Raw genomic sequence first — 15,246 nt, 5'->3', positions numbered from 1 at the left:
ATCGGCGCACACGACGTCGCGTCCCACCGACATCCAGAAAAAAAACAAGCAACTGCACATCACCATGAGACCGTTCGCATTCGTATTCCCCGGTCAAGGCTCGCAGGCCGTCGGCATGCTGGACGGCTGGGGTGAGCACCCCGCCGTCCGTCGCACGCTTGAGGAGGCATCGCAGGCGCTCGACCAGGACCTGGCCAGGCTCATTCACGACGGACCCAAGGAGGCTCTGGCGCTGACCACCAACACGCAGCCGGTGATGCTCGTCGCGGGCGTCGCCGCCTGGCGTGTCTGGCAGGAAGAGGGCGGGGCCGAGCCGATCGTGGTGGCGGGGCATTCGCTTGGCGAATACTCCGCGCTCGTCGCGGCTGGCGCTCTGACGCTCTCGCAGGCGGCACCGCTGGTGCGCTTCCGGGCCGAGGCCATGCAGCAGGCGGTTCCCGTGGGCACGGGTGCGATGGCGGCCATCCTCGGGATGGAGGCGCCGCGCGTGGTCCAAGCCTGCCTGGAAGCCACGGAGAGCTTCGACGCGGCAACCGGCGAGACGGTAGAGGCCGTGAACTTCAACGACCCGGCGCAGACCGTGATCGCCGGCAGCAAGGCCGCAGTCGACAAGGCGTGCGAGCTGCTCAAGGCGTACGGCGCGAAGCGCGCGTTGCCGCTGCCGGTGTCGGCCCCGTTCCACTCCAGCCTCATGCGGCCGGCGGCCGAGCGCCTGCGCGAACGGCTTGCGGACACCGCCATTGCTGCGCCCCGCATTCCGGTTGTGAACAACATCGACGTGGCCGTCGAGAGCGACCCCGACCGCATCCGCGATGCGCTCTATCGCCAGGCCTTCGGTCCGGTTCGATGGGTCGAATGCGTGCGCGCCCTGCAGTCGCGTGGCGCCGAGGCGGTGGTCGAGTGCGGGCCGGGAAAAGTGCTCGCCGGCCTGTGCAAACGCATCGACCCGCAGCTCACCGCCGCAGCGCTGTTCGACCCCGCGTCCCTCGCTGAAGTCAAGGGAGCCGTGCAATGAGCGTCACGCCCAGCTCCGGCCGCCACGTGGCCCTTGTCACGGGAGCCTCGCGCGGCATCGGCGCGTCCATCGCCGTCGAGCTGGCGCGGCGGGGCATGGCCGTCATCGGCACCGCCACGACGGACGAGGGCGCCGCCCGCATCACAGCCGCGCTCGCGGAGCACGCCGGCTGCCGTGGCGCCCGCCTCGACGTCAACGACGCGGCCGCCTGCGAGGCGCTGGTCGATTCCGTGGTTAAGGAGCACGGCGGGCTGCAGGTTCTCGTGAACAACGCCGGCATCACCCGGGACATGCTTGCCATGCGGCTGAAGGACGAAGACTGGGATGCGGTCCTGGACACCAACCTCAAGGCGGTTTTCCGGATGAGCCGCGCCGTGATGCGCACGATGATGAAGCAGCGCTACGGACGCATCGTCAACATCACTTCCGTGGTGGGGGCATCCGGCAACGCGGGGCAAGCCAACTACGCGGCGGCCAAGGCTGGCGTCGCCGGCATGACGCGGGCGCTGGCGCGCGAACTCGGAAGCCGCGGCGTTACGGTGAACTGCGTCGCGCCCGGGTTCATCGCCACCGACATGACCGCGGCGCTGCCGCCGTCGCAGCAGCAAGCATTGCTAGCGCAAATACCGCTCGGTCAGCTAGGCAAGCCGGAAGATGTGGCTCATGCCGTCGCCTATCTCGCCTCTGCCGAGGCCGGTTACGTGACCGGACAGGAGTTGCACGTCAACGGTGGCATGTACATGGCATAAAGGCGAGAGCCTGTCCATTCCTCCACCCGTCTGCGGTCGCGGAGCAGTTCGCCCTGCGCCCGCTAAAATCGCGGATTCATTCACAAACCCTTTGAGGGAACCCATGAGCGATATCGAAGCACGTGTCAAGAAGATCATCGCCGAGCAACTCGGCGTGGAAGAGTCCCAGGTAACCAACGAGAAGGCTTTCGTGGCCGACCTCGGTGCCGACTCTCTCGACACGGTGGAGCTGGTGATGGCGCTGGAAGACGAGTTCGGCATCGAGATCCCCGACGAGGACGCCGAGAAGATCACCACCGTTCAAAACGCCATCGACTACGCGCTGGCACACCAGAAGGCCTGAAGCATCGATGTCCCGCCGCCGTGTTGTCGTAACCGGTCTGGGCTGCGTCAGCCCCGTGGGAAACACGGTAGCCGAGTCCTGGGCCCAACTGCTCGCCGGTCAGTCCGGCATCGATTTCATCACCCAATTCGACGCGGCCAATTTCGCGTGCCGTTTCGCCGGTGAGGTCAAAGGCTTCGATATCGCGGCCTACATCCCCGAGAAGGAAGCGCGTCACATGGACCGCTTCATCCATCTCGGCCTCGCCGCAGCTGCGCAGGCGGTCGCCGACAGCGGACTGCCCACCGGGGATGCCCTGAGCGAGGAGCTCGCGACCCGTATCGGCTGCAACATCGGATCGGGCATCGGCGGCCTGCCGATGATCGAACAGACGCACGCCGAACTGGTCAGCCGTGGCCCGCGCCGTGTTTCGCCCTTCTTCGTGCCCGCCTCGATCATCAACATGATCTCGGGCCACGTCTCGATGCGCTTCGGCTTCAAGGGCCCCAACATCGCGGTCGTCACCGCGTGTACCACCGGCCTGCACGCCATCGGCATGTCCGCCCGCATGATCGCCTACGGCGATGCGGACGTCATGGTCGCCGGCGGCGCCGAATCGACCGTGTCGCCCCTGGGCATCGGCGGCTTCGCAGCCTCCCGTGCGCTTTCCACCCGCAACGACGACCCCAAGACGGCATCGCGTCCTTGGGACAAGGACCGTGACGGGTTCGTGCTGGGCGAGGGCGGGGGCGTGCTGGTGCTGGAAGAGTACGAGCACGCGCGCGCCCGCGGGGCCCGCATCTACGCGGAGCTCGCCGGCTTCGGCATGAGCGGCGATGCGCACCACATGACCGCTCCCGACGTCGATGGCCCGCGTCGTGCCATGGCCGCTGCGCTGCGCGATGCGGGCGTGACGGCCGAGCAGGTCGATTACGTGAACGCGCACGGCACGTCCACGCCGCTGGGCGACGTGAACGAAACCAACGCCATCAAGCTGGCGTTGGGCGAACATGCCCACAAGACTGTCGTGAACTCGACCAAATCCATGACCGGGCACCTGCTGGGTGGCGCGGGCGGCATCGAGTCGGTGTTCACGGTACTCGCGGTGCACCACCAGAAGTCTCCTCCGACCATCAACATCTTCAGCCAGGATCCCGAGTGCGACCTGGACTACTGCGCCAACACGGCGCGCGACCTGAAGATCGATGTGGCGCTGAAGAACAACTTCGGCTTCGGTGGGACCAACGGGTCTCTGATATTCAAGCGCGTCTGACGCACCGCAGCCCATGCGTAGCGCCCCATCGGTGAGCTTCCCGGTGGGGCGCTCCCGTTTTGGCGCGGCGGTCATCGTGCTGGTGTGCCTGCTCGGGCTCGCAGCGCTGGCGCTGTGGCTGTTGCTGGGACCGGAACCCGGCTGGCGCCAGGCGCTTGCGGGTGGCACGCTGCTGGTCTGCGCAGGCGCCGCATTCCTGGACCATCGCCGCGGCGCTGCGAGCGCAGTCCTGTCCTGGGATGGTGCGAGCTGGGCCTGGAGCGGCGCCACACCCGGCGGGGGCTCGCGTGTCGCGGTCGAGGTGGTGTGGGACCTGCAACAGGCCATGCTGGTGCACCTGCATACCTTCCGTGGTGGCCGCGCGGCGCATTCCTGGCTCTGGCTGGATCGGCAGTCCGATACAGAGGCATGGCAAGCCCTGCGGCGCGCTGTATATTCCCCGGCCGACCCGCAGGCGCAGCCTGAAGGCGCATCCGCCTCATGAACAATCCCCCGCCACCCGCTCCCCCCAGCCCGCAGGACACCGACCAGCTGCTGGTGGCGCGCACGGTGGCCGGTGACCAGCGCGCCTACGAATTGCTGGTCATCAAGTACCAGCGCCGCATCGAGCGCCTGATCGGACGGATGGTGCGCGATACAGACCTCGTCCAGGACATCGCACAGGAGACCTTCATCCGGGCCTACCGCGCGCTGGGTCAGTTTCGCGGCGAGGCACAGTTCTACACCTGGCTCTACCGCATCGCGGTCAATACGGCCAAGAAGGCGCTGGTGGATCTGCGGCGCGATCCCCTGGTGACGGAGAGCGCGCTGCGATCGGGCGAGGACGAGGATGAAACTTCCGCTGTGGAGAACGAACTAACCAGCCCCGAGACGCCCGAGACGGTGCTGGCCGCCAAGGAAATCGCCGCCGCTGTGAACCAGGCGATGGAAGCGCTTCCGGAGGAGCTACGCCAGGCGGTCACCTTGCGAGAGATCGAAGGCTTGAGCTATGAAGAGATCGCCGAGGTGATGAGCTGCCCGATCGGCACCGTCCGCTCGCGGATCTTCCGCGCGCGCGAGGCGATCTCGGCCAAGGTAAGACCCATGCTGGCACAGCAGACCGGCAAACGTTGGTAAGGGTACGAGGTGATGCAATGAACACGATGAACACGCAGGAACTGATCTCGGCCTTTGCTGATGGCCAACTCGAGGGCGATGAGCTCGAACGTGCCCTGGGGGCCCTCGCGCACGATCCACAGGCGCTGCAGGCCTGGCACGAATGCCACCTCATCGGCGACCTCTTGCGCTCGCCGGATCTGGCCGGGCGCGCGGCAGGCATCGGCTTTGTCGATCGCGTGTCCGAGCGGCTGGCGGCGGAGCGGTTCGCGCCGGTTGCCACGCCTGCGCCCGTGCATTCCATGCCGCCGCCGATGCTCGCTCCCTCATCGCGTGAAGACATCGGCCGCACCCGCGACGCTGCCTCGAACGACCCTGTCTTTCGTTGGAAGCTGGTCGCCGGCTTCGCCTCGCTGGCCGCCGCCTTCTCGGTCGGCTGGGCCTTGCTCGGCGCCGCGCCCGAGCTGGCGCCTCCCGGACCGCAGCTGGCGACAGCGCCGCCGCCTGCAGGCATGACGATGATCCGCGACCCGCAGCTCGATGAGCTCCTTGCGGCGCACCAGCAGCTCGGTGGCACTGCCGCGCTCCAGATGCCGGCGTCCTTCGTGCGCCAGGCAACGTTCGACAACACGCCCTTGCGCTAGGGCGCGGCTTGATGCACCGGACTGTCAGCAGAGGCCTCGCAAGCGTCGGGCGGCGCTTGGCTTTTTTGGGGCTGCTTGCCTGCGTGCAACTGGCGCACGGCCAGGTTCAGGCAAGCGGCGCGGCGCCCGCTGCGAATGCTGGTGAGCCGGGGCTGAGCGAGCAGAGCATCGCGCAATGGTTGCAGCGCGTGCACGCCGCTCCGCGCAAGCACAACTATGTGGGCACCATCGTCGTGTCATCCCAGGCGGGCGCCATGGCCAGCGCGCGCATCTGGCACGCCTGTACGGCCGATCAGCAGGTCGAACGTGTGGACTCGCTGAGCGGTCCACCGCGCTCGAGCGTGCGGCATGAGGACCGGGTGGTGACGCTGCTGCCCGAGCAGAAGCTCGCGCGCATCGAGCAGCACGAGTCGCTGCGGCGCTTCCCCGACCTGCTCGCTTCCGGTGCGGCAGCCATCACCGACAACTACACCGCGCGCCAGGTCGGCACGGACCGCATCGCCGGCTTCGACGCCGAGGTCGTGCACCTCGCGCCGCGCGATGCGCTGCGCTTCGGCTACCGCGTCTGGACCGAACGCAAAAGCGGACTCGTCGTCAAGCTGCAGACCCTCAGCGCCGAGGGCGCCGTACTCGAGCAGACGGCTTTTTCCGAGCTCCAGCTCGATGTTCCGATTCGCGTCGATCGCTTGCTGAAGCTGATGACGCCTCCGCCCGGATGGCGGATCGAGCGCCACGATGCCACCAAGACCACGGCGGCGGCGGCCGGCTGGCAGGTGCGCAACGTGGCGCCGGGTTTCAAGCCCATGGACTGCTACCGCCGCAACGGGGGCGCCGCTGGCGCGCTGCAGTGCGTGTTCTCGGACGGGATCGCAGCCGTGTCGCTGTTCGTGGAACCGGGCGCTGCCCAGTCTCCCGTGCAGGAGGGCACGCTCTCCGCCGGTGCGACCCATACGGTCAGCCGCCGCCTGCAGGACTGGCGGATCACAGCTGTCGGCGAGGTTCCGCCGCAGGTGCTGCGCGGGTTCGTGCAGGGGCTTGAGCGGCTGCCATGAGGCCCCAACTGGCGGTGTGCCCGGCCACGGCGCCGGCGTGTGGACCAATGTGCCCGGCTGCATTCTCAGCAGGGGAGTCAGGGCTTTAATTCAGAGGTGAGCATGCTTCGCGACAACTTCCAATCACTGCGTCTTCGTGGCCTTGCCGGCGCGCTCGCGCTGTCAATGGCCGCAACCTTGGCGCCCGCTTCGTCGGCCTGGGCTCAGTCCGCACCCCAGGGCAACGGTCTTCCCGACCTGACCCAGCTCGTCGAGCAGGTCGGCCCGGCCGTGGTCAATATACGCACCCTCGAGCGCAACCGAAGCGCCCAGCTGCCGCCCGGCATGGACGAGGAAATGCAGGAGTTCTTCCGGCGCTTCTTCGGCCAGCCGCTGCCCGGCACGCCGCGGCAGGCGCCGTCCCCGGGCGGCCCCCCCGGCGGTCCGCAGGGCGACGAGCCGCAGCGCCGGGGCGTGGGCTCGGGGTTCATCCTCACGAACGATGGTTTCGTGCTCACCAACGCGCATGTGGTCGAAGGCGCCGAGGAGGTGCTGGTCACCCTGCCGGACAAGCGTGAGTTCAAGGCCAAGGTCATCGGAGCACCCGACAAGCGCACCGACGTGGCGGTCCTGAAGATCGAAGCCACGGGACTGCCTACGGTGCGCATCGGCGACGCCAACCGCCTCAAGGTCGGCGAATGGGTCATGGCGATCGGCTCGCCCTTCGGACTGGACAACACCGTCACGGCGGGGATCGTCAGTGCCAAGCAGCGCGACACGGGCGACTATCTTCCCTTCATCCAGACCGACGTCGCCATCAATCCCGGCAACTCGGGCGGGCCACTGATCAACATGCGCGGCGAGGTGATCGGCATCAACAGCCAGATCTACTCGCGCTCTGGCGGCTTCATGGGGATCTCGTTCGCGATTCCGATCGACGAGGCGATCCGCGTCGCCGAGCAGCTGCGCACCAATGGGCGGGTGACGCGCGGCCGCATCGGCGTGCAGATCGACCAGGTCAGCAAGGAAGTGGCCGAGTCGCTCGGCCTGGGGCGTGCGCAGGGCGCGCTGGTGCGCAGCGTCGAGAGTGGCTCGCCGGCCGACCAGGCCGGCGTGGAGGCCGGCGACATCATCGTTCGCTTCGACGGCAAGACCATCGAGCGGCCGACCGACCTGCCGCGGCTGGTGGGCAATACCAAGCCGGGAACCCGCAGCAGCATGACGGTGTTCCGGCGCGGCAGCACGCGCGACCTGCAGGTGCAAGTGGCCGAACTCGAGCCCGAACAGCCACAGCGTCGCGCCTCCGGCTCCGAGCAGCGGCCCAACAAGCCGGGTGCGTCGGCCATGGCGCAGTCGGTGGGGCTTGCCGTGGCCGAACTCACCGAAGCCCAGAAGAAGGAGCTCAAGCTCAAGGGGGGCGTGCGGGTCGAAGCCGTTGCAGACGCCGCCGCCCGCGCCGGAATCCGGGAGGGCGACGTGATCGTTGCGATCGGCAACGTCGAGGTGAGCAATGTGAAGGAGTTCGAAGCAGCCGTCGGCAAGGTCGACAAGACCAAGCCCATCCCGGTGCTGCTGCGTCGCGGAGAACTCGCGACCTACCTGCTCATCCGCCCCCAAAAGTAAGCTGCGGAGCGGCGAAAGCCCCTCGGACTGCCTCGGGTTTCTGGGGTATTCCGTCGCCATGTGTTGACGTAGCGGCACTTATTTTTGCAGCTGCTGAGCAGGTTGGGGCCAGGTTTGCGTGCACTCACAAACCTGGCCCTTCACGCCTTCTGGATAGAATCGCGCCTCCTGAATGGTACCGGGGCGTATATGGAGCGGCCTCCTGACCACGATGCGGGATGCCATGGGGTGCTGGACCTGCCGTCCACAGATCACCCACATGTTGTCCTCCTGTTCGCTCCGCCCCTGTGTTGAAAACCTGTGAATAATTTCCTTGTTGCTGCCCTGCAACTGGCACTCGCCGGTAGGCCTGCGGGTGTACGGCGGGGGGTTTTTGCCTACAATGAAGCTCCAACTATCGCAGTTGCCATAGATTGTTGGTTCAGGGCGCGTCGCCACTCGACGCGCCCTTTTTTCTTGTGCGCGCTCCTTTGAATTCAACAACTTAAGTGCTTCCGTTGATGAACCACATCAGAAACTTCTCGATCATCGCGCACATCGATCACGGCAAGTCCACCCTTGCGGACCGCCTGATCCAGCGTTGCGGCGGCTTGTCGGATCGAGAGATGCAAGAGCAGGTCCTCGACTCGATGGACCTCGAGAAAGAGCGTGGGATAACCATCAAGGCGCAGACCGCTGCACTGCGCTACAAGGCCCGCGACGGACAGGTCTACAACCTCAATCTGATCGACACACCGGGACACGTCGATTTCTCGTACGAGGTGTCGCGCTCGCTCTCCGCGTGCGAGGGTGCGCTGCTCGTGGTCGATGCCAGCCAGGGCGTCGAAGCGCAGACGGTCGCCAACTGCTACACCGCGCTCGATCTCGGTGTGGAGGTGTTGCCGGTCCTGAACAAGATGGACCTGCCCCAGGCCGATCCCGAGAACGCGAAGTCCGAGGTGGAGGACGTCATCGGCATCGATGCGTCGGAAGCGATTCCCTGCTCCGCGAAGACGGGGATGGGCATCGACGAGATCCTCGAGGCGATCGTGGCCAAGGTGCCTCCGCCGCGCGGCAATCCTGCAGGGCCATTGCGGGCCATGATCATCGACAGCTGGTTCGACAGCTATGTCGGCGTGGTGATGCTGGTGCGCGTGGTGGATGGCCGCCTTGCCAAGGGCGAGCGCATCAAGCTGATGGCGACCGGCGCGAGCTACAACGCCGACAACCTGGGGGTGTTCACTCCGGCGAACGAGTCGCGCGATTCGCTGGAGGCGGGCGAGGTGGGCTACATCATTGCCGGCATCAAGGAGTTGCAGGCCGCGAAGGTGGGCGACACCGTCACCTTGATCAAGCAGGGCAGCGGCGGAGCGGCGTTCACCGCCACCGAAGCGTTGCCGGGGTTCAAGGAGATCCAGCCGCAGGTCTTCGCGGGCCTGTACCCGACCGAGGCGAACCAGTACGACGCGCTGCGCGACAGCCTGGAGAAGCTCAAGCTGAACGACGCCTCGCTGCACTACGAGCCGGAGGTCAGCCAGGCGCTGGGGTTCGGTTTCCGCTGCGGCTTCCTCGGCTTGCTGCACATGGAGATCGTGCAGGAGCGCCTCGAGCGCGAGTTCGACCAGGACCTGATCACCACCGCGCCCAGCGTCGTCTACCAGGTGGTCAAGGGCGATGGCGAGGTGATCATGGTGGAGAACCCGTCCAAGATGCCCGACCAGGGTCGGCTGGAGGAGATCCGCGAACCCATCGTGACGGTGCACCTGTACATGCCGCAGGAGTACGTTGGGCCGGTCATGACGCTGGCCAACCAGAAGCGCGGGGTGCAGATCAACATGGCCTACCACGGCAGGCAGGTCATGCTCACCTACGAGCTGCCGCTCGGCGAGATCGTGCTCGATTTCTTCGACAAGCTGAAGTCGGTCAGCCGCGGCTACGCCTCCATGGACTACGAGTTCAAGGAGTACCGCCCTTCGGACGTGGTGAAGGTCGACATCCTCCTCAACGGAGAGCGGGTGGACGCCTTGTCCATCATCGTGCACCGCACCCAGGCGGCCTACCGCGGTCGCGCCGTGGTCGCCAAGATGCGCGAGATCATCAGCCGCCAGATGTTCGACGTGGCGATCCAGGCCGCCATCGGCGCCAACGTGATCGCGCGGGAGACCATCAAGGCGCTGCGCAAGAACGTGCTGGCAAAATGCTACGGCGGTGACATCTCCCGCAAGCGCAAGCTCCTCGAAAAACAAAAGGCAGGCAAGAAGCGAATGAAGCAGATCGGCTCGGTGGAAGTCCCTCAGGAAGCATTCCTCGCCATCCTGCAGGTGGAGGAATGATGCAGGTGCTTACGGCCGCGATCCTCGCGGCCTTTGCCGGGTATGCCGGCGCGTGGTACCTCGGATACGTCGAGGGAAACTTCGCCCTGCTGCTGTTCCTCGCGACCCTGGTCACCGGCATCTACTGGATTGCAGAGCGGTTGTGGTTCATGCCTCGCCGCCGCCGTGCAGCCGCCCGGCTGGACGCCCAGGCCGCCGAGCGGCGCGCAAGCCTCGCGTCCCAGGGCATCGGCCACAACGACGGCGCCGAACTGGCCGTGGCCCGCGAGCGGCTGCTCATGCAGCCCTGGTGGCTCGACTGGACTGCGGGCCTGTTCCCGGTAATCCTGGCCGTGTTCGTGCTCCGCTCCTTCCTCTTCGAGCCGTTCAAGATTCCCTCGGGTTCGATGATTCCCACGCTGCTGGTGGGCGACCTGATCCTGGTGAACAAGTTCACCTACGGGCTGCGCCTGCCGGTCCTGCACACCAAGCTCACCGAGGGCCGCCAGCCACAGCGAGGCGAGGTGGTTGTCTTTCGCTACCCACCCAAGCCCAGCCTGGACTACATCAAGCGCGTGGTCGCCGTGCCGGGCGACGAGGTGGCCTACCTGAACAAGCGGCTCACGGTGAACGGGCAACCGGTCGAGCGCCAGCCGGTGGCCGAGTTCTTCGACCGCGAATCCATGCGCTATGCCAAGCAGTTCGAGGAGCGGCTCGGGGGCAGGGATTTCCGCATCCTGATCGATCCCCAGCGTCCGGCCATGATCCCGGCTGCGGAGGATTTCCCATTCCGTGACCAATGCCGCTACAGCGTCGAAGGAATCGCCTGCAAAGTGCCGCCGGGGCACTATTTCGTCATGGGCGACAACCGTGATAATTCACTCGACTCGCGCTATTGGGGGTTCGTCCCCGATCGCAACATCGTCGGCCGGGCATTCTTCATCTGGATGAATTTCGGCGACCTGGGGCGCATCGGCGGATTCGACTGAGGATGGTTTTCTTCGCACAAAGAGGTGGTGGGCAATGAAGTATCGGTTTGCACGGCGGCAACGTGGCGTCTCCTTCGGAGGCCTTCTGGTCGTGGCCCTGGTCCTGATCATGGGTGGTGTGCTGGCGGCCCAGGTCGTTCCGACGGTGCTGGAATACCGCGCCATCCAGACGGCCGTGGACAAGGCGACCCAGGGCAGCAGTCCCGAGGAGGTCCGCCGGCTGTTCGATCGTGCGGCCGAAGTCGAGGGCATTCGCTCCATCGGCAGCAAGGACCTCGAGATCACCAAGGACGACTCGGGCAAGGTCGTCATCGGCTACGCCTACGACCGCCAATTCAAGCTCGGCGGCCCGGCGTTCCTGGTCATCAAGTATTCCGGGCGCTCGCTCTGACGCCCCTCGCCCCGTGACGGTCGCCAAGACGGCGCAGGCTCCGGCCGGCGCCTCCCTGACGGGGCTGCAGCAGCGGCTCGGGTACCGATTCGCCGATCCTCGCCTCCTGGCGCGCGCCGTCACCCACCGCAGTTTTTCGGCAGAGCACAACGAGCGCCTCGAATTCCTGGGCGACTCGGTGCTCGGCCTTGCGGTATCGAAGCTGCTGTATGTGCGCCTGGAGCACCTGCCCGAGGGGGACCTCTCGCGCGTGCGCGCCAACCTGGTGCGACAGGAGACTCTGCACCAGCTGGCGCTGGCCCTGGGCCTGTCCGAGGTCGTGCGCCTCGGCGAGGGCGAGGCGCGCTCCGGCGGCAACAAACGGCCCTCCATCCTGGCTGACGTGCTGGAGGCCGTGATCGGCGCGGTCTATCTCGACGCCGGCTTCGACGCGGCCGAAGCGCTGGTGCTGCGGCTGTTTCAGGATGTCGAGATACGTCCCGAGATGCAGGCCGCCTCCAAGGACCCGAAGACCGAACTGCAGGAATGGCTGCAGGGGCGGCGCATGAAGCTGCCCGTCTATCGGGTCGCCGGAACTTTGGGCGCGGCCCACAAACAGACTTTCGATGTCGAGTGCGAGGTGCCGGAATGGGGCCTGGTCGAGCGCGGCATCGGTGGCTCGCGTCGCGCCGCCGAGCAGGCGGCCGCCGCGGCCATGCTCCTGACGCTCAGGAACCGACAACTCTGATGAACCCCACCGACCCTTTGCCGCCCGGCGCCGAGCCGCCCCCCCTGCCACCCGCGTCAGCCGCGAGCGACGCGTCGCTGCCGCCAGCGCAGCTTGCCGAGGCCGCGCCAGCCGCGCCTGGGCAGGAGGCCGCGTCCGCCGGGCCGGCCTGCGAAGAGAGCGCGCCGCAGGGCGAGGCGCAGCCGTCCGGCGGCTCGCCCGACGATGCGGCGCAACGCTGCGGCCTCGTTGCCATCGTCGGGCGGCCCAACGTCGGCAAGTCCACGCTGCTGAACGCGCTGGTCGGCCAGAAGATCAGCATCACCTCGCGCAAGGCCCAGACCACGCGCCACCGCATCACCGGCATTCGCACGCGCGAGCAGGCGCAGTTCGTCTTCGTGGACACGCCGGGTTTCCAGACGCGCCATTCCACCGCGCTGAACCGGTCGCTGAACAAGACCGTGATGGGCACCATCGGCGACGTCGATCTGGTGCTGTTTCTCGTGGAGGCCGGCAACTTCACGCTGGGCGACGCCAAGGTGCTGTCCCTGCTCAAGCCCGGCGTTCCGGTGCTGCTGGTGGCCAACAAGCTCGATCAGGTGCACCGACGCTCCGAGCTGGCGCCCTGGCTGCGCGACATGCAGCAGCGCCATCCGTTCACCGAGTTCGTGCCCATGTCCGCCAAGAACGCCAAGGACATCGAACGGCTGCTCGGCATTGTCGAGCGCTACCTGCCGAATCAGCCGTGGTGGTACGACGCCGACGAGCTCACCGACCGCAGCGAGAAATTCCTGGCCAGCGAGATCGTGCGCGAGAAGCTGTTTCGCCTCACCGGCGAGGAGTTGCCCTACACCTCCACTGTCGTGGTGGACAAGTTCGACGAGGAGCCGAGCCCCCGGCACGGGCGCATGCTGCGCATTGCCGCGACCATCGTGGTCGAGCGCGACAGCCACAAGGCCATGGTGATCGGCGAGAAGGGCGAACGCCTCAAACGCATCGGCACCGAAGCCCGCCAGGAGATGGAGAAGCTCATGGCCGCGAAGGTGTTCCTCGAGCTATGGGTGAAAGTGCGTTCCGGCTGGGCCGACGACGAGGCGCGGGTGCGCAGCTTCGGCTACGAATGACGCTGCGCGCCTGAATGGCCGGTCGCCGCATTTCCGACGAGCCGGGCTTCGTGCTCCACCGCTACGACTGGAGCGAATCCAGCTTGATCCTGGAGGTGTTCACCCGGCGGCACGGCCGTGTCGCCCTGGTCGCGCGCGGTGCCAAGAAGCCCAGTTCCAATTTCCGGCCGGTGCTGTTGCCGCTGCAGCCGCTGCGCCTGGCGTTCAGTGCCGACGGAGAGATCCGCACGCTCAAGGACGCCGAGTGGGTGGGGGGGCAGGTCATGCCGACGGGCGACGCGCTGCTGTCCGGCTATTACCTCAACGAGCTGCTGCTGCGCCTGCTGGCGCGCGACGACGCGCATCCCACCCTTTTCGACGCCTACGCCAGCGCCGTGCAGGTGCTCGCCTCGGAGCACGGCGAGGCGCTTGAGCCGGCGCTGCGCGCCTTCGAGCTGCTGCTGCTGCGCGACATCGGCCTGCTGCCCGCGCTGGACATGCAGACGCTGGCGATGGCGCCCTTGGCCGAGGACGGCCTCTACAGCCTGGTACCCGAAGGCGGCCTGGTGCAGGCCGGTCCCCACGACGGCCGCGCCAGCCTGCCAGCGGCTGCATGGCGGGCCCTGGAGGTGGCGCTCGGACAGCCGGCTCCCTTCCACGCCGTGCTGCGCCAGACGGCCGGTGCGATGGCCGGGCTCAAGCCGCAGCTGCGCGTGCTGCTCCACTACCATTGCGGGGTTTCCACCCTGCGCACGCGCCAGTTGATGAAGGATCTTCAGTCGCTATGAGCCCCGATCGCACCGTGCTGTCGGTGAACCTGAACAAGGTGGCGCTTGTGCGCAACACGCGCCATCTCGGCATCCCCAGCCTCGAGCGCGCCGCCACGCTGTGCCTGGACGCCGGTGCGCGCGGAATCACCGTGCACCCCCGCCCCGATGCCCGGCACATCCGCGCAGACGACGTGCCCGCGCTGCACCGGCTGGTGGCCGCCCGGCCCGGCGTCGAGTTCAACATCGAGGGCAATCCCTTCCACAACCTGATGGACTTCGTGCGCGACCTGCGCCCGCACCAGGCCACCTTCGTGCCCGACAGCGAATCGCAATTCACGAGCGACCATGGCTGGGAATTTCCGGCCGATGCCGATCGCTTGGCACCGCTCATCGCCGAATGCCGCTCGCTCGGCGTGCGCGTGAGCCTCTTCATGGATCCGCGACCCGATGCAATGGCGGCCGTGCGCGCCGCCGGTGCCGATCGCGTCGAGCTCTACACCGAGACGTATGCGAGCGCATGGGGCACTCCGCGGCAGGCCGAGGTCCTGCGCCAGTTCGCCGATGCTGCCCGCGCGGCCGCGGCCGCCGGTCTCGCCGTCAACGCCGGCCACGATCTCAATGCCCACAACCTCGCCGACTTCCTGCGCGGCGTGCCGGGGGTGATGGAGGTCTCCATCGGCCATGCGCTGATCGCCGATGCCCTCGAAGAAGGTTACGCGCGCACCGTCCGGCGCTACCTCGCCAGCATCGCCAGCGCCACCGAGATCGCGTGATGGTGATGCTCGTGGCCCTGCCGGACTGGCGCGCGACTCCGGCTGTAGCCAGCGCATGATCTACGGCATCGGCACGGACATCTGCGACGTGCGGCGCATTCGCGAATCGCTGCATCGGCATGGCGAGCGCTTCGCCCGCAAGGTGCTGTGCGATGCCGAGCTTGCCGTGTACCGATCGCGCGCTGCGCGCTGGCCTGAACGCGGGTTGCGTTACCTGGCCACCCGCTTCTCCGCCAAAGAGGCCTTCAGCAAGGCCATCGGCTTGGGCATGCGCATGCCCATGACCTGGCGCGCCTGCGAGATCGCCAACCTGCGAAGCGGCCAGCCCGTGATCGTGCTGCACGGCGAGCTCAAGACCTGGTTCGAAGCGCGCGGCCTTTCGGCGCACGTCACTGTCACCGACGAAACCGACTATGCCGCGAGCTTCGTCGTCGTCGAACGCCAACCCATCCACCAGACAACCTGAACCGA

At 67.1% G+C, this 15,246-nt stretch carries 17 protein-coding genes; all 17 read left to right on the top strand.

Features of this window, described 5'->3' with window-relative positions; genetic code table 11:
• The first annotated feature begins 64 nt into the window (after nucleotides 1-64).
• The 17 genes from fabD to acpS all read left to right on the top strand — a co-directional run bounded on the left by fabD (nucleotide 65) and on the right by acpS (nucleotide 15,241).
• Nucleotides 65-1,015: an ACP S-malonyltransferase gene (gene fabD / locus WG922_RS18060; protein ID WP_340284215.1), complete on the top strand. Its 951-nt coding sequence runs from the start codon at nucleotides 65-67 to the stop codon at nucleotides 1,013-1,015.
• On the top strand, nucleotides 1,012-1,764 hold the full coding sequence (gene fabG, locus WG922_RS18055; RefSeq protein WP_340284214.1) for a 3-oxoacyl-ACP reductase FabG: 753 nt from the start codon (nucleotides 1,012-1,014) through the stop codon (nucleotides 1,762-1,764). Before fabD ends, fabG begins: the two co-directional genes overlap by 4 nt.
• Before the next feature lie 103 nt (nucleotides 1,765-1,867).
• Nucleotides 1,868-2,107: an acyl carrier protein gene (gene acpP, locus WG922_RS18050; RefSeq protein WP_200789322.1), complete on the top strand. Its 240-nt coding sequence runs from the start codon at nucleotides 1,868-1,870 to the stop codon at nucleotides 2,105-2,107.
• A 7-nt stretch (nucleotides 2,108-2,114) separates the two neighbouring features.
• Nucleotides 2,115-3,359, top strand: a complete 1,245-nt coding sequence (gene fabF / locus WG922_RS18045) for a beta-ketoacyl-ACP synthase II (RefSeq protein WP_340284211.1) — start codon at nucleotides 2,115-2,117, stop codon at nucleotides 3,357-3,359.
• Nucleotides 3,360-3,372: 13 nt separating this feature from the next.
• Nucleotides 3,373-3,843, top strand: a complete 471-nt coding sequence (locus tag WG922_RS18040) for a hypothetical protein (protein WP_340284210.1) — start codon at nucleotides 3,373-3,375, stop codon at nucleotides 3,841-3,843.
• Entirely contained in the window at nucleotides 3,840-4,475 is a 636-nt protein-coding gene (rpoE, locus tag WG922_RS18035; protein ID WP_340284208.1) for an RNA polymerase sigma factor RpoE, read from the top strand. Before WG922_RS18040 ends, rpoE begins: the two co-directional genes overlap by 4 nt.
• Nucleotides 4,476-4,501: 26 nt before the next feature.
• A complete protein-coding gene (locus tag WG922_RS18030; protein WP_340284207.1) occupies nucleotides 4,502-5,098 on the top strand; it encodes a sigma-E factor negative regulatory protein in 597 nt (198 codons plus the stop codon).
• Between the two features lie 83 nt (nucleotides 5,099-5,181).
• Nucleotides 5,182-6,150 (top strand): MucB/RseB C-terminal domain-containing protein, encoded by a 969-nt coding sequence (locus WG922_RS18025; RefSeq protein ID WP_340284206.1) that lies wholly within the window; start codon nucleotides 5,182-5,184, stop codon nucleotides 6,148-6,150.
• 102 nt (nucleotides 6,151-6,252) lie between these two features.
• Nucleotides 6,253-7,752 carry a DegQ family serine endoprotease gene (locus WG922_RS18020; RefSeq protein WP_445322854.1) on the top strand — a complete coding sequence of 500 codons (1,500 nt, stop codon included), beginning with the start codon at nucleotides 6,253-6,255 and terminating at the stop codon, nucleotides 7,750-7,752.
• 500 nt (nucleotides 7,753-8,252) lie between these two features.
• Nucleotides 8,253-10,064 (top strand): translation elongation factor 4, encoded by a 1,812-nt coding sequence (gene lepA, locus WG922_RS18015; RefSeq protein ID WP_340284203.1) that lies wholly within the window; start codon nucleotides 8,253-8,255, stop codon nucleotides 10,062-10,064.
• A complete protein-coding gene (gene lepB, locus WG922_RS18010) occupies nucleotides 10,064-11,032 on the top strand; it encodes a signal peptidase I (RefSeq protein WP_340284202.1) in 969 nt (322 codons plus the stop codon). Before lepA ends, lepB begins: the two co-directional genes overlap by 1 nt.
• A 34-nt stretch (nucleotides 11,033-11,066) precedes the next feature.
• Nucleotides 11,067-11,423, top strand: coding sequence for a DUF4845 domain-containing protein (locus tag WG922_RS18005; RefSeq protein ID WP_340284201.1), 357 nt, complete (start codon nucleotides 11,067-11,069; stop codon nucleotides 11,421-11,423).
• 13 nt (nucleotides 11,424-11,436) lie between these two features.
• Nucleotides 11,437-12,150: a ribonuclease III gene (gene rnc, locus WG922_RS18000; RefSeq protein WP_340284200.1), complete on the top strand. Its 714-nt coding sequence runs from the start codon at nucleotides 11,437-11,439 to the stop codon at nucleotides 12,148-12,150.
• A complete protein-coding gene (gene era, locus WG922_RS17995; protein WP_340284198.1) occupies nucleotides 12,150-13,253 on the top strand; it encodes a GTPase Era in 1,104 nt (367 codons plus the stop codon). Before rnc ends, era begins: the two co-directional genes overlap by 1 nt.
• A 14-nt stretch (nucleotides 13,254-13,267) precedes the next feature.
• Nucleotides 13,268-14,020, top strand: coding sequence for a DNA repair protein RecO (gene recO / locus WG922_RS17990; protein ID WP_340284196.1), 753 nt, complete (start codon nucleotides 13,268-13,270; stop codon nucleotides 14,018-14,020).
• Entirely contained in the window at nucleotides 14,017-14,775 is a 759-nt protein-coding gene (locus WG922_RS17985; protein ID WP_340284195.1) for a pyridoxine 5'-phosphate synthase, read from the top strand. Before recO ends, WG922_RS17985 begins: the two co-directional genes overlap by 4 nt.
• A gap of 55 nt (nucleotides 14,776-14,830) precedes the next feature.
• Nucleotides 14,831-15,241 (top strand): holo-ACP synthase, encoded by a 411-nt coding sequence (gene acpS, locus WG922_RS17980; protein WP_340284193.1) that lies wholly within the window; start codon nucleotides 14,831-14,833, stop codon nucleotides 15,239-15,241.
• Nucleotides 15,242-15,246: the final 5 nt, after the last annotated feature.

Source organism: Ramlibacter sp. AN1015, assembly GCF_037726105.1.
Taxonomy (GTDB): domain Bacteria; phylum Pseudomonadota; class Gammaproteobacteria; order Burkholderiales; family Burkholderiaceae_C; genus Ramlibacter.
This window is presented reverse-complemented; position numbering and strand designations above follow the sequence as displayed.

Excerpts from the sequence above, each read along its gene's own strand:
- fabD (WP_340284215.1), top strand. The coding sequence starts at position 65 with ATGAGACCGTTCGCATTCGTATTCCCCGGTCAAGGCTCGCAGGCCGTC.
- fabG (WP_340284214.1), top strand. The coding sequence starts at position 1,012 with ATGAGCGTCACGCCCAGCTCCGGCCGCCACGTGGCCCTTGTCACGGGA.
- acpP (WP_200789322.1), top strand. The coding sequence starts at position 1,868 with ATGAGCGATATCGAAGCACGTGTCAAGAAGATCATCGCCGAGCAACTC.
- fabF (WP_340284211.1), top strand. The coding sequence starts at position 2,115 with ATGTCCCGCCGCCGTGTTGTCGTAACCGGTCTGGGCTGCGTCAGCCCC.
- WG922_RS18040 (WP_340284210.1), top strand. The coding sequence starts at position 3,373 with ATGCGTAGCGCCCCATCGGTGAGCTTCCCGGTGGGGCGCTCCCGTTTT.
- rpoE (WP_340284208.1), top strand. The coding sequence starts at position 3,840 with ATGAACAATCCCCCGCCACCCGCTCCCCCCAGCCCGCAGGACACCGAC.
- WG922_RS18030 (WP_340284207.1), top strand. The coding sequence starts at position 4,502 with ATGAACACGCAGGAACTGATCTCGGCCTTTGCTGATGGCCAACTCGAG.
- WG922_RS18020 (WP_445322854.1), top strand. The coding sequence starts at position 6,253 with ATGCTTCGCGACAACTTCCAATCACTGCGTCTTCGTGGCCTTGCCGGC.
- lepA (WP_340284203.1), top strand. The coding sequence starts at position 8,253 with ATGAACCACATCAGAAACTTCTCGATCATCGCGCACATCGATCACGGC.
- lepB (WP_340284202.1), top strand. The coding sequence starts at position 10,064 with ATGCAGGTGCTTACGGCCGCGATCCTCGCGGCCTTTGCCGGGTATGCC.
- WG922_RS18005 (WP_340284201.1), top strand. The coding sequence starts at position 11,067 with ATGAAGTATCGGTTTGCACGGCGGCAACGTGGCGTCTCCTTCGGAGGC.
- era (WP_340284198.1), top strand. The coding sequence starts at position 12,150 with ATGAACCCCACCGACCCTTTGCCGCCCGGCGCCGAGCCGCCCCCCCTG.
- recO (WP_340284196.1), top strand. The coding sequence starts at position 13,268 with ATGGCCGGTCGCCGCATTTCCGACGAGCCGGGCTTCGTGCTCCACCGC.
- WG922_RS17985 (WP_340284195.1), top strand. The coding sequence starts at position 14,017 with ATGAGCCCCGATCGCACCGTGCTGTCGGTGAACCTGAACAAGGTGGCG.
- acpS (WP_340284193.1), top strand. The coding sequence starts at position 14,831 with ATGATCTACGGCATCGGCACGGACATCTGCGACGTGCGGCGCATTCGC.